The sequence below is a fragment of the Streptomyces sp. NPDC059816 genome (assembly GCF_042732055.1).
Classification (GTDB): domain Bacteria; phylum Actinomycetota; class Actinomycetes; order Streptomycetales; family Streptomycetaceae; genus Streptomyces.
In genome coordinates, this window is record NZ_JBHWIQ010000006.1 from 43,015 (window position 1) to 56,055 (window position 13,041).

Annotated in this window: 11 protein-coding genes; 5 read left to right on the forward strand and 6 right to left on the reverse strand. The window is 74.7% G+C overall.

The features are described from left to right. The first annotated feature begins 389 nt into the window (after positions 1–389). The 3 genes from ACFV88_RS10125 to ACFV88_RS10135 all read left to right on the forward strand — a co-directional run bounded on the left by ACFV88_RS10125 (position 390) and on the right by ACFV88_RS10135 (position 3,310). Positions 390–1,607 carry a glycosyltransferase gene (locus ACFV88_RS10125; RefSeq protein ID WP_385488139.1) on the forward strand — a complete coding sequence of 406 codons (1,218 nt, stop codon included), beginning with the start codon at positions 390–392 and terminating at the stop codon, positions 1,605–1,607. Between the two features lie 359 nt (positions 1,608–1,966). Next, entirely contained in the window at positions 1,967–2,413 is a 447-nt protein-coding gene (locus tag ACFV88_RS10130; protein ID WP_385488142.1) for an ATP-binding protein, read from the forward strand. 123 nt (positions 2,414–2,536) lie between these two features. Next, positions 2,537–3,310 carry a S1 family peptidase gene (locus tag ACFV88_RS10135; RefSeq protein WP_385488145.1) on the forward strand — a complete coding sequence of 258 codons (774 nt, stop codon included), beginning with the start codon at positions 2,537–2,539 and terminating at the stop codon, positions 3,308–3,310. Positions 3,311–3,360: 50 nt separating this feature from the next. Here ACFV88_RS10135 and argF read toward each other — a convergent pair whose 3' ends face one another. From argF to ACFV88_RS10155, 4 genes are all read right to left on the reverse strand, one after another. After that, entirely contained in the window at positions 3,361–4,371 is a 1,011-nt protein-coding gene (argF, locus tag ACFV88_RS10140; RefSeq protein ID WP_385488148.1) for an ornithine carbamoyltransferase, read from the reverse strand. 103 nt (positions 4,372–4,474) lie between these two features. After that, complete coding sequence (locus ACFV88_RS10145; protein ID WP_385488151.1) at positions 4,475–5,716, reverse strand: arginine deiminase; 1,242 nt, start codon at positions 5,714–5,716, stop codon at positions 4,475–4,477. Positions 5,717–5,823: 107 nt separating this feature from the next. Beyond that, positions 5,824–6,459 (reverse strand): response regulator, encoded by a 636-nt coding sequence (locus ACFV88_RS10150; protein ID WP_385488680.1) that lies wholly within the window; start codon positions 6,457–6,459, stop codon positions 5,824–5,826. A gap of 32 nt (positions 6,460–6,491) precedes the next feature. Further along, complete coding sequence (locus ACFV88_RS10155; protein ID WP_385488154.1) at positions 6,492–7,889, reverse strand: sensor domain-containing protein; 1,398 nt, start codon at positions 7,887–7,889, stop codon at positions 6,492–6,494. 134 nt (positions 7,890–8,023) lie between these two features. Between ACFV88_RS10155 and ACFV88_RS10160 the strand changes: the two genes are divergently transcribed. Continuing rightward, positions 8,024–8,782 carry an ABC transporter ATP-binding protein gene (locus tag ACFV88_RS10160; protein WP_385488157.1) on the forward strand — a complete coding sequence of 253 codons (759 nt, stop codon included), beginning with the start codon at positions 8,024–8,026 and terminating at the stop codon, positions 8,780–8,782. Then, positions 8,776–11,193 carry an FtsX-like permease family protein gene (locus tag ACFV88_RS10165; RefSeq protein ID WP_385488160.1) on the forward strand — a complete coding sequence of 806 codons (2,418 nt, stop codon included), beginning with the start codon at positions 8,776–8,778 and terminating at the stop codon, positions 11,191–11,193. Before ACFV88_RS10160 ends, ACFV88_RS10165 begins: the two co-directional genes overlap by 7 nt. 145 nt (positions 11,194–11,338) lie before the next feature. Here the strand turns inward: ACFV88_RS10165 and ACFV88_RS10170 are convergent, their stop codons facing one another. Both ACFV88_RS10170 and ACFV88_RS10175 read right to left on the reverse strand, forming a co-directional pair. Next, a complete protein-coding gene (locus ACFV88_RS10170; protein WP_385488163.1) occupies positions 11,339–12,070 on the reverse strand; it encodes a class F sortase in 732 nt (243 codons plus the stop codon). Positions 12,071–12,156: 86 nt separating this feature from the next. After that, the gene (locus tag ACFV88_RS10175) at positions 12,157–12,765 is read right to left on the reverse strand and encodes a hypothetical protein (protein WP_385488166.1); all 609 of its coding nucleotides are present in this window, start codon (positions 12,763–12,765) and stop codon (positions 12,157–12,159) included. Positions 12,766–13,041: the final 276 nt, after the last annotated feature.

Consider the following 13,041-nt stretch of genomic DNA (forward strand, 5'->3'; position numbering starts at 1 on the left):
CGGAGGCGCGGCGGGGAGTGGATGCGGAGGTGGGGCGCAGTGGGGGCGTCCCGAACCACGAGAACCGTAGGCGCAGGCCCACCACCTGGGCCATTGGGAGGCGTGATCACTCGCTCGATGAAGTGAACTTGTCGCATGAGACGTTTATCCGAGCCGAGAGCCGTCACGCGCCCGATCCGTATGGGTGAACCAGTGGGGGTTGCCCCGTCCCTGCGGCCGTGGGTGCCGTCGGTGTCGGTCGCCGGTCGGTGCCCGGGGATTGTCCGGAAGACGTCGGGTGCCGTTGACCGGTGGGGGGCGTGACCGTACGTTCGGTGCGCGGCGCTCCGCCCGGTGTGGTCAGGGGGTTCCGGTACCGGCGAGACCGGGGAGAGGGGTGTGGCTGCTTCGTGCGCGTTCTGGTGACGACGATGGGCAGTCCGTCGCACGGCCGTGCCCAGTTGCCCCTGGTGGGGGCGCTCGTCACGGCGGGGCACCAGGTGCTGGTGGCGACCGCGCCGCCGCTCGCCTCCGTCTTCGCCCACGAGCGGGTCCGGGTGGTGGAGTGCCTGGCGGACCAGGTGCCCGGGTACCACGAGACACCGCGCCTCTTCGAGCTCGCCGAACGCAAGGACCTGGACGAACCCGAACGGCAACGCCTGATGAGACGCGTGTTGGCCACCGCGTTGACCGGGACGAGCGCGCGGGACATGCACGCGGCGCTGCGGCCGGTCGTCGAGGAATTCCGGCCGGACCTGATCCTCCGCGACGGCATGGACATGAGTAGCGTGCTGACCTCGGAGCAGCGGAGCGTCCCGCAGCTGCCGACGCCTTCGGGGGCGAGCAACGTCCTCGATCCGGTCGACCTGTTGCCCGGGCTCAACGAACTGCGCGCCGAGAACGGGTTGCCGGCCCAGGACGACCCGCTGTCCTTGGTCCCGTACGGGCGCGTCGACTACGTACCGGCCGGGTACTCCTTCGCCCGGCACCTCCCCACGTCCCTCGCGTACCGGCAGACATTGACCGTGGGGCGCGGGCTGGCGCTGCCCCCGTGGGTAGTCGACCTCCCCGTGGACCGGCCCCTGGTCTTCGCCGCGCTCGGCACCGCGCTCCCCCATCTGCTGCGGGAGTCACAGGGGCGGGGGTCCGGGCGGTTGCCGATCCCGATGCCGCACCCCGCCGAGACGCTGCGGTCGATCACCCGGGCGGCGGCCCTGCTGGAGGACTGCACCGTGATCGTGGCCTCGGTGGGCCTGCCGGTGGAAGCGGGGGAACTGCCCCCGCACGTGCGGCTGGTCGAGTACCTTCCGCAGCCGCTGCTGCTGGAGTCCGTCGACCTCTTCCTCACCCACGGCGGGTTCAACAGCGTCCGGGAAGCGCTGCGCACCGGCACGCCGATGGCGGTGCTCCCGCAGTTCGGCGACCAGTTCTCGAACGCCGAGCGGGTGGCGGAACTGGGGCTCGGCCGGCAGGTCGGCGAGGCCACGCCGGAGGGCATCGCACGGGTCTGCCGGGCCGTGCTGGCCGACCCGGAGGTCTCGGCCCGCGCCCGGCGGGCCCGGCTGGCGATGCTGACCCTGCCCGAGGCCGACCGCGCGGCCAGCGATCTGGAGCGGATCGCCGGCTGAATCGGGTCCGCCCACTGAATCGGGTCGCCCGCTGATACGGGTCACGGGCCGAAGCGGGGGTTCGCCTGCTGGGCGGGGGCGGAACCCGTTGGCGCGGTGGCACCCGTTCCGGAACGCTGGGCGCCCATATCCGTGAAGCCCCTGACCGGCCCCCTGCGACCTGGCCGACGCCGTCACCCATGCCGAGTCCTGGCTGGTCGAGCACCGGCCGCACGGCGACGGGTGACCGTACCGGCGACGGCAGGGGGTGTGACCAGGGGCGCAGGTGCGGGCTTCGCCCCGCGTTCGGCGGGCGGGGGCCACCCCGTACCATTCATGAAGTTGACGGCCGGACCATCTGCGCCCCGAACGGACCCGCCTTGCACGAGTCATCCGCCCCCGCCTCCTGGCGCATCGCGCTGCCCCACTCCACCGCGGCGGTGCCGGTGGCGCGCGCGCTGGTGCGGACGGCGCTCGCCGACGCGGCCGACACCCGGGACACCGCCGACTGCGACACGGCCGAACTGCTCACGGCGGAACTGGTGGCGAACGCCGTCGAGCACACCTCGGGCGACGAACCGATCGAGTTGGTCGTGGCGCTGCTGCCCGGTGGCTGTCAGGTCGAGGTGCACGACCCCGATCCGTGTCCCCCGGGCAGTCTCACCCGCCCCGCGCTTCCGGAACCGCCGGACCCCTGGCAGGAGCACGGGCGGGGCCTGCTGCTGATCCGGGCCCTCAGTTCGGCGTGCGGACACCGGGCCACCGAGTCCGGCAAGGCCGTGTGGTTCACGCTCTCCGCCGTGCCCCGGCCCCGCCACGCCCACTGAGCGCTCCCCCGGCGGGCTGCGAAGAACTCCCTCCTTCGTGGGGAACGCCCGCGCCGAACTCCCCGTCCTGCTGTACGGAAGGCGCGGTGGATCACGCCGCGCCCACGTCCAGAGGGGGATTCCATGTCCAGTTCCACCAGGAGCGCCGCCACCGTACTGGCCGCGTCCGCGCTCATGGCTGCGGGCCTCACGGTCACCGCGGCGCCGGCCAGCGCCATCCACGGCGGGAAGAACGCCACGACCGGTACCCACCCGTACGCCATGCAGCTGAGGACCGCGGACGGTCAACACGTGTGCGGCGGCACCCTCGTGGCGCCCACCAAGGTGCTGACCGCGGCGCACTGCGTCAAGGACGTCGACGCGGCCCGCCAGCTGAAGGTCATCGGCGGGCGCACCACCCTCGCCGGCACCAACGGCACCCTCCGCGGGGTGGCCGATGTGACGCTGCACCCGCAGTACGACGGCTTCCTCGGCCGTGACGCGGCCGTGTTGACGCTGTCGGCGCGGATGCCGTACCGGTCGCTGCCGGTGGCGGGTCCGCGGGACAACGCGCTCTACGCGTTGGGGAAGACCGCGACGGCGGTGGGTTGGGGGCAGACCGCGCGGGACACCTCGGCGACCCGGCTCAAGTCGGCGGTGCTCAAGCTGGCGTCCATCAAGACCTGCGAACCGTTCACCGGTCCCACCGACACCCGGGCGCTGACGGTGTGCGGTGCTCCCACCGCGGGCACCAAGGACAGCACCTGCCGCGGCGACTCGGGCGGTCCGCTGATAGCCGGCGGCAAGGTGATCGGCATCGTCTCCACCGGCAACAAGTACTGCGACGACGTGCACCCCGACTCGGTGTTCACCCGGGTCAGCGCCGTCGCGGCGGACCTGGGCCTGTCCACCTCCTGACCCGGAGGGAGCGGGGGCGGGTGACGAGCCCGCCGCCGCTCCCGCCCCGGTCAGTCGGCGAGCGTGGCCACCAGGACGGCCTTGATGGTGTGCAGCCGGTTCTCGGCCTCGTCGAAGACGACGGAGTACGGGGACTCGAAGACCTCGTCGGTGACCTCCAGCGACTCCAGGCCGTACGTCTCGTGGATGTCGCGGCCGACCCGGGTGCCCAGGTCGTGGAAGGCCGGCAGGCAGTGCAGGAACCGCACGTCCGGGTTGCCGGTGGCCTGGAGCACCTCCAGGGTCACGGCGTACGGGCCGAGGGCGGCGATCCGCTCGGCCCAGACCTCCTTGGGCTCCCCCATCGACACCCAGACGTCGGTGGCGACGAAGTCCGCTCCGCGCACCCCCTCGGTGACGTCCTCGGTGAGGGTGAGGGTGGCGCCGCTCTTCTCGGCCAGCGCACGGGCCCGGTCCACCACCCCGCGGGCGGGCCAGTACGCCTCGGGGGCCACGATCCGGACGTCCATGCCGAGGAGCGCCCCGGTGATCAGGTACGAGTTGCCCATGTTGAACCGGGCGTCGCCGAGGTAGGCGAGGGAGGTCCCGTCGAGGGGCTTGACGCAGTGCTCGGTCATGGTGAGGACGTCCGCGAGCATCTGGGTGGGGTGCCAGTCGTCGGTGAGGCCGTTGTAGACGGGGACGCCCGCGAAGGCGGCCAGTTCCTCGACCGCGGGTTGACTGTCGCCCCGGTACTCGATCGCGTCGTACATCCGGCCCAGTACCCGGGCCGTGTCCCTGACCGACTCCTTGTGGCCCATCTGGGAGCCGGAGGGGTCCAGGTAGGTGGTGCTGGCGCCCTGGTCGGCGGCGGCGACCTCGAAGGCGCAGCGGGTCCGGGTGGAGGTCTTCTCGAAGATGAGGGCGATGTTCCGGCCGCGCAGCAGGGGGGTCTCGGTGCGCGACTTCTTGGCCGCCTTCAGTTCGGCCGCGAGGACGACCAGGGCCTTGAACTCGTCGGCGGTGAAGTCCAGCTCCTTGAGGAAGTGGCGGCCGGTGAAACCGGACGGGACAGTCACCATGCGGGGCTCCAGGGGCGAGAACGTCGGTCAGGAAGTTTGGAAGTCTATACGATAGACAGCATTTCTATGCAAGGCTGCTTCAGGCCGTTCCCGAGGTCGGCGTTCAGCCGGCACCCACGGCCTCCCGCTCCACCGGGCAGCTCATGCACCGCGGCCCGCCCCGACCGCGCCCCAGCTCGCTCCCCGGGATCTCGATCACCTCGATGCCCTGTTTGCGCAGATGGGTGTTGGTGGTGGCGTTGCGTTCGTAGGCGATGACCACGCCCGGTTCCACGGCGAGGACGTTGCAGCCGTCGTCCCACTGCTCCCGCTCCGCCGCGCGCACGTCCTGGGTGGCGGTGAGCACCCTGATCTCGCTGAGGCCGAGGGCCGCGGCGACGGCCCGGTGCATGTGCTCCGGCGGGTGGTCGGTGACCTTCAGCTCCCGCACGTCGACACCGGGCTCGATCGTGTACGAGCGGAGCATGCCGAGCCCGGCGTACTGCGTGAACGTGTCACCGTCGACCATCGTCATCACCGTGTCCAGGTGCATGAAGGCGCGCCGTTTGGGCATGTCGAGCGCGACGATGGTCCGTGCGGACCCGGCCGCGAACAGTTTGTGGGCGAGCATCTCCACGGCCTGGGGCGTGGTCCGCTCGCTCATCCCGATGAGGACCGCGCCGTTGCCGATCACCAGGACGTCACCGCCCTCGATGGTGGACGGGTAGTCGGCCAGCCCCTCGGACCAGACGTTGAACGGTCCCGCCGACTCCGGTGCGAACAGCGGGTGGTGCCGGTAGATCGCCTCGAAGTGCACGGTCTCGCGGCGGCGCGCCGGCCAGCGCATCGCATTGATGGACACGCCGTCGTAGATCCATGCGGAGGTGTCCCGGGTGAACAGGTGGTTGGGCAGCGGGCCGAGCAGGAAGTCGTCCAGCTCCATGGCGTGGAAGCGGACGGAGGTGGGTTCGGCGTGGCCCTCCAGGAACTCCCGCTTGGTCATGCCGCCGACCAGCGCCTCGCACAACTGGGGCGCGGGCAGCCCCGCGAAGGCGGCCCGCAGATGGCCGGTGGCGAGCGGACCGTACTCCTTCTCCTCGAAGACCCGGTCCAGGACCAGCGCTCGGGCCTCGGGCACGTCCAGCACCTCGGTGAGCAGATCACCGAAGAGGTGGACCGTCACGCCGCGGTCCCGCAGCACGTCCGCGAACCCGTCGTGCTCCTGACGGGCCCGGCGCACCCACAGCACGTCGTCGAAGAGGAGGGCGTCCTTGTTGCTGGGGGTCAACCGCTTCAGCTCCAGGTCGGGCCGGTGCAGTATGACGCGGCGCAGCCGCCCGGTCTCGGAGTCAACGTGGAATCCCATGGCGTCTACCTTCCCCGAATCCGCACCCTCACGACGCGAGTGCGCCTTCCCGCCGGCGCGCCGCGCGCCGCGCGACCGTGAAGGCCCCGGTGCCGGCGGCGGCCGGGTCAGGACCGCAGGTAGGCGAGGACGGCGAGGACCCGGCGGTGGGTGTCGCCCGCGGGCGGCAGGTCCAGCTTGGCGAGGATGCTGCCGATGTGCTTGACCACGGCCGCGTCGGAGACCACGAGTTCCCGGGCAATGGCGCTGTTGGAGCGTCCCTCGGCGACCAGGCCCAGCACCTCCCGTTCGCGCGGGGTCAGCCGCTGTAGGGGATCGCGGCGGCGGCGCAGCAGTTGGCGGACCACCTCCGGGTCGACGACCGTGCCGCCGTCGGCGACCGCGCGCAGTGCGCCGAGGAACTGTTCGACCTGGCCGATCCGGTCCTTGAGGAGGTAGCCGACGCCCGTGCCGTCGCCCGAGTCGAGGAGGTCGGCCGCGTAGGCCCGTTGCACGTACTGGCTCAGTACGAGGACCGGCAGGGTGGGCCGGGCGCGGCGCAGGGCCACGGCGGCGCGCAGCCCCTCGTCCTCGAAGTCGGGCGGCATCCGCACGTCGGTGACGACGACGTCCGGGTCCGTGTCCGCGACGGCGACGGTCAGCGCGGCGGCGTCCCCGACGGCGGCCACCGTCTGGTGCCCGAAGCGGGCGAGCAGGCCGACGAGTCCCTCGCGCAGCAGGACGCTGTCCTCGGCGAGGACCACCCGCAGCGGCCGGGGCGCACGGGTGCCGGCCGTCAGCTGGGACGGGTCCGCTCGGTCGGTCGGCAAGGGATCTCCACGCGCAGCAGGGTCGGTCCGCCCGATGGGCTGGACAGGGTGAGTGTGCCATCCAGGGCCGACACGCGGTCGCCGAGTCCGGTCAGTCCGCTGCCGGCCGCCGGGTCGGCGCCGCCGCGGCCGTCGTCGTCGACCTCCAGGACCAGCGTCCCGGCGGCGTGCCGGACAGCGACCTTGGCCCGGTGGGCACCGCTGTGCCGGGCGACGTTGGCCAGGGCCTCCCGGGTGACGAAGTAGGCGGCGGCCTCCACCGGCCCGGGGAGCCGGCCCGGCAGTGCGGCGACGACGTCGACGGGCACCGGTGAGCGGTCGGCGGCGTCCTGGACGGCGGCCTCCAGACCGAAGTCGGTGAGGACCTTCGGATGGATGTCGTGGATGAGTTCGCGCAGTTCGGCGAGGACCCGTCCGGCCTCGTCGTGGGCGCGGGCCAGGGTGTCGGCGAGCGGTCCCGGCGGGGCGTCGAGGCGGGCGAGGCCCAGGGTCATCGTCAGGGCGACGAGCCGTTGTTGCGCCCCGTCGTGCAGGTCCCGTTCGATCCGGCGCCGTTCGGCGTCGAAGGCGTCGACCAGCCGGACCCGGGAGCGGCTCAGCTCCCGCACGGTCCGCTCGGCCGTGGTGTCCCGCGGGCCCAGCAGGGCCCGGGCGATGCCGGCGCGGACCTCGGCGAGCCAGCCGAGCGCGTACAGTCCGGGGGCGATCAGTACGGCCCCGAGGGCGGCGCAGGCGCAGGCGAGCGGCCACGAGGTGACGAGCCACAGCTTGAGCACCCGGACCTCCTCGCCGCCGCCGACGGTCGCCATCAGGGCCGGCGCGCCGACGAGGGTCAGGGGCGCGCCCAGGGCGAGGGCCACCGCCAGCGCCTCCAGCGGCCACAGCAGGAGCGCGGTGAGCCCGGCGTACCCGAACTCCCGCCAGGTGACCGGTTCCCGGAAGCGGACCCGGGCCCAGGCGCCGGGCCCCGGTGCGGTGACCCGTCGGTGCGGATCGGTCGCGGTGTGCCGGACCAGGCGCAACCGCCACCGTTCGAACCGGGCGAACGGCAGCCCGAGGAGCACCAGTGAGGCCAGCAGCGGCAGTCCGAGGAGCACCGGCGCGAGGGCGAGCCCGGCCGTGGCGGTGAGCAGGAGGGCCACCAGGAGGACGGGGCCCAGCAGGGCGCCGGTCAGGAGGTAGCCGACCGCCCGCCAGGGCCAACGGGTGCGCAGGTAGCGCAGTCGGCGCGGGGAACCCAGGGCCTCGCGCAGGCCCGTGCCGGGCCCTTCGCCGGCGGTCGATGCCGGGGCCCCGTCCGCCAGGGGCGCGACCAAGGTGAACGGTGGGGCGGGAGCGGGGTGCCGCCCTGGTTCGCTGCGCATGGGCACCACGGTAGGCGGGCGTCCGGGGCCGGCCCAGGGCGCTGGGTGGAGGTCCGGGGGTGGGGCAGGCCCTACCCCGGTTCTCCACCGTGCCCCGCTGACCCGGCGGGGTCCGGCGCGGTGGAGTGGACGGCATGGACGACAAGGTGATCAGGCTGGCCGCGGTGACTCGGGTGCACCGGCCGCACGGCCGCGGCGGCACCCCGGTGACGGCCCTGGACGGAGTGTCCCTCTCCTTCGAGCGGGGCACCTTCACGGCGGTCATGGGCCCCTCCGGGTCGGGGAAGTCGACGCTGCTCCAGTGCGCGGCCGGGCTCGACCGGCCGACCTCGGGGTCGGTGGTCCTCGACGGGACCGAGCTGACGGGACTCGGTGAGCGGCGGCTGACCCTGCTGCGGCGGGAGCGGGTCGGGTTCGTGTTCCAGTCCTTCAACCTGTTGCCGTCGCTGACGGCCGAGCAGAACGTGGCGCTGCCGCTGCGGTTGGCGGGCCGCCGTCCCGGCCGGGCCCGGGTGCGGGAGGCACTGGCCCGGGTCGGGCTGGCGGACCGGGCCCGGCACCGGCCCGCCCAGTTGTCGGGCGGTCAGCAGCAGCGGGTCGCGGTGGCCCGCGCCCTGATCACCCGCCCCTCGGTGGTGTTCGGGGACGAGCCGACCGGCGCGCTCGACACCGTCGCGGGCCGCGGGGTGCTGACCCTGCTGCGGGAGTTGGTGGACGAGGAGCGGCGGACCGTCGTCATGGTGACCCACGATCCGACGGCCGCCGCCCGCGCCGACCGGGTGGTGTTCCTGGTGGACGGGGCGCTCGCCGGGGAGGTCACCGCGCCGGGCGCCGAGGAGGTCGCCCGACGGATGACCGCGCTGGAGGCCCGGGTGGGGGCGGCGACGTGCTGAGCGTGACGTGGTGCGGACTGCGCGAGCGTCTGGTCACCTTCCTCGGGGGCTTCCTGGCCCTGGCGCTGGGCGTCGGAGTGCTCACCGCGATGGGCCTGGCCCTGGCCTCGGCGACCCGGACCCCGGAGCGGCAGCCGGAGCGGTTCGCGGCGGCACCGGTGCTGGTCCGGGGGGCGGACACCCTCCGGGTGGACACCCCCGCCGGCCCCCGCAAGGGCAGGTGGAGCGGGCCCCGGGCGGTGCCGCGCGCCCTGCTGCGGGAGTTGGCGGAGCTGGGACCCACGGTGGTGGACCGGACGTTCCCGGTGCGGGCCGAGGGCGCCGGTGAACTCGTCGCCCACCCGTGGTCGACCGCCGCCTTCGCCTCGTACCGGCTGACCGCGGGGCGTGCGCCGGTGCGGGACGGGGAGGCCGTCGCGGCCGGCGGCTGGGCGCGGCCCGGCGAACGGGTCGACACCGACCGGGGCGTGCTCCGGGTGGTGGGGACGGCCGCCGCCCCCACCGTGTTCGAGCGGGCCGTGTTCCTCACCGAGCGGCACGCGGCGCGGTTCGCCGCCGGGGACCACGTGGTCGTGGACGCCCCGTCGGCGGCGGTGCGCGCGGTGGTCGCCGACGACCGGTACCCGGGGGTGCGGGTCCTCACGGGCACCGAGCGGCGGCTCGCGGACCCCGGTACGGAACGGGAGCGGGCGGCGCGCACGGCACTCGTCGCGCTGCTCGGCACGGCGGGCGGGGTCTGCGGGTTCGTGTCGGTGTTCGTGGTCGCGTCGACGTTCGCGTACTCGGTGGCCCGTCGACGCCGGGAGTTCGGGTTGCTGCGCACGGCGGGGGCGACCCCGGGTCAGGTGCGTCGCACGGTGTACGCGGAGGGGCTGCTCGTCGGGGGGACCGCATCGGCGGTGGGGTGTCTGCTCGGCGGCTGGGCGGCGCCGCTGCTGGCCCGCCTGCTGGTGGCCCGTCAGGCGGCGCCCGAGGGCTTCCGGATCGGCCCGGACCGCTGGCCGTACCATCTGGCGTTCTGGACGGGGCTCGCGGTGGCCCTCGCCGGGGTGGCGGCGGCGTCCTGGCGGGCGGGGCGCACCGGCCCGGCCGAGGCGTTGCGGGAGGCGTCCGTCGACCACGGGGTGCTGACCCGGGGCCGGCTGCTGTGGGGCGGTGGCCTGCTGGTGGCCGCGCTGGGACTCCTCGGGTACTCCCTGGTCGCCGAACCGGGCGAGCTGTTGCACCGCAAGACGTACACCAGCCGGCCCGCGCTGCTGATCGTCGCGGTGGCGCTGCTGGCACCCGGCTGGGTGGGTCCGGTGGCCCGGGCCCTGACCCGGTTGCCGGCGCGGCTGCCCGGGGCCGGCGGCGAACTCGTCCGCGCGGGCGTGTCCACGGCGGTCCGGCGCGGGGCCGCGGTGGCGTCCCCGGTGTTGGTGACCGTGGCGCTCACCGGCACCCTGCTCGGGACGACCGCCACCCTGAACGGGGCGAAGGCGCGGGAGGTCGAGCGCAGGACGACGGCGGACTTCGTGGTCACGGGCGTGGACCGGGCGGGGGTCGCGGCGCTCGCTCGGGTGCCCGGCGCGCTGGTGTCCCCGTCCGCGGCGAGCGAGGTGCACGTACTGGAGGAGGGGACGGCGCTGGTCCGGTCCGAGGCGCGCGCCGTCGACCCCGCGGCCCTCGCGGCGACCACGACGCTCCCGGTCGCCGCGGGCGACGTGCGGGACCTGGACGACGGGTCCCTCGTCGTCAACGAGGAGTGGCAGCGGCACCGGGTGGGGCAGCACGTCACCGTGTGGCGGGCGGACGGTCAGCGGGTGCGGTTGCGGATCGCGGCGGTCCTGCGCACCGGTACCGGCTCCCAGGGCGTGTACGTCACGCCGGCCAACGCGCCGGGCGCCGTGGTGGACCGCGTCGAGGTCCGGGTGGTGCCCGGGGCCCGGGCGGGTGCGGTCGCGGCGGCGCTGCGGACGGCCGCGGGGGACGGCCGGGTCCGCACGGGCGAGGCGTACGCGCGGGCGCTGGCTCCGCGCGCGAACGGGGCGACCCGGATCGGTTTCCTGCTGGTCCTCGGGATCGCGGTGCTGTACGGGGCGCTGGCGCTGGCCAACACGACGCTGATGGCCGCCGCGGACCGGCTTCCGGAGCTTCGGGCCCTGCGACTGGCGGGGGCCACCCGGGGGCAGGTGCTCCGGGTCGTCGGGTGGGAGGCGGCCGTGCTGGTCGGCACGGGTGCCGTGCTGGGCTCACTGGTGGCGGCGGTGCACCTGGGGGCGCTGGCTGCGGCGTTGGCACTGGTCGGGGCGCCGGCCCCGGTGGTCGTCCCGTGGGGGCCGCTCGCCGCGGTGGGCGCCGGGTACCTGACGGTCGCCGTGCTGACGGCACTGTGGGCGACGGGCCGGGCGTTGCTCGGCGCACGTCGGTGAGGCCCGCCGCCACCGGGTCGGGCCCGTCGGTGGGGACCGCCGGCGCCCGGTCGGGCCCGTCGGTGAGCCTCGCCGGCGCCCGGTCGGGCCCACTCAGCCGGAGGAACCCGGTCAGGCGTGCCGGTCGACACCCGAAGGTGCCAGCTCAGCGCACGCCGGTGAGGTGGGCGAAGACGACCACGTTCGCGTCGTAGCCGCTCTCCCCCGCGTAGGAGCCGCCGCAGGTGATGAGGCGCAGTTCCGGGCGCCCGGTGTCGCCGTAGACGCGCTCGGCGGGGAACCCCTCGCGTTTGAAGGTCTCGACGCCGTCGACGGTGAACACCGCGGTCTGCCCGTCGGCGCGGGGCACCTCGACGGTCTCGCCCGGGCGGAGCAGGCCCAGTGAGTAGAAGACGGCGGGGCCGGTGCGGGTGTCCACATGGCCGGTGATCACCGCGGTTCCGCGCTCGCCCGGGGTGAGTCCCTCGCTGAACCACCCCGCGGTGTCCGGCCGGGTCGGCGCGGGCGCCTCGATCTGTCCCTGCGGGTCGTAACCGACGTCCAGCAGCGGGGCGTCCACCCGGATGCTCGGCACCTGGACCCGCGCCGGGCGGGCGACGGTGAGGGGTTCCGCGCCCGCCTGGGCCGCGCCCGCCGACGCCGTGGCCGACGGGGCGGGACGGACCGCCGCCGCGGGCGCCGGCTGCGGCGGTCCCGCCACCGGGTCGCCCTGCACCAGGCGCACCCCGACCAGGACGGCAAGCGCGAGGGAGGACCACCCCACCCGGTGCCGTCGATCGACCCGGGCCCGGGCGGCCCTGCGGTGGACGTCGAGCGCCGCGAGCAGCGCCTCGCCCTCGGCGGAGTAGCGCGCCGGCCTCCTTGGGTACGGGTCCATCCCGGGTCTCCTTCCGTTCGCCCCGTGCTCTTGCCGTGGCCGCACCCGGCCGGGGCACGGGTGCGGGCCCGTTCCGGGCGAGTGCGTCAGACGGCCCGGCGCCGCGCCCGGTGGAGGAACGCGCCGCCCGCCACCGCGCCGACGATCAGGACACCGCCCGCGGCCGTGGTGAGGGTGCCGTGTTCGTCGGCGCGGGAGCCGCCGAATCCGGCGTGCGATCCGCTGGAGGGCACGACCTCCAGCACTCCGGCGAGGTGCGCACCGTTGTTGCAGGTCCCGTGGACGTCGTAGCGGCCGGGGCGGGTGTTCCACGGCACGTCGAGGCGTCCGCTCAGTTCGTCCCGGGCGCCGGACTGCGGGCCGCCCCGGGCATCCTGGTCGTCCCTCAGGTCGCGTCCGCCCTGTCCGCCCTGTCCGTCACGTCCGTCACGTCCGTCGCGGGTGAGCCGGACGTGCCGCACGCCCAGGGACTCGGCGTTCACCGTGGCGGTGTCGCTGTTCCCGCAGGAGAACGTGCGCACGGTGGTGGTGTGTCCGGCCCGCACGGGGTCCGGCGAGAACGACAGGGTGTCGGAACCGGGCCGGGGGCCGGGCGCCCCGCCGGCCGGAACGCCCGCCGCGAGGGCGAGCGGCGCGGTGAGGGCGACCGTCGCCGCGGCCACCCCGGCCGAGGCGAGAAAGCGTCGAGCATGCATGTGATCCTCCGTCAAGCACCGGCCGCGTGCGGAGGCTTGCCCGCGCGCTGACGAGAGCCGGTACCGTCGCCCCCTCATGTGACGATCCGTCGGATGACGGCGCATCTCCACCGGCCCGCCCGCGGCGCCGGACCGTCCCCGCGGCCAGCCGGTCGCGCAGGGCAACATCGCAGGTCAGAACCGTTGCAGCTGGCGCACTCAGGTGATCTTGCCCAGGTGCGTCCGCACGGGTAGCCACACCCCGGCGGACCTCTCCGCCTGACGCACCCCCACGGA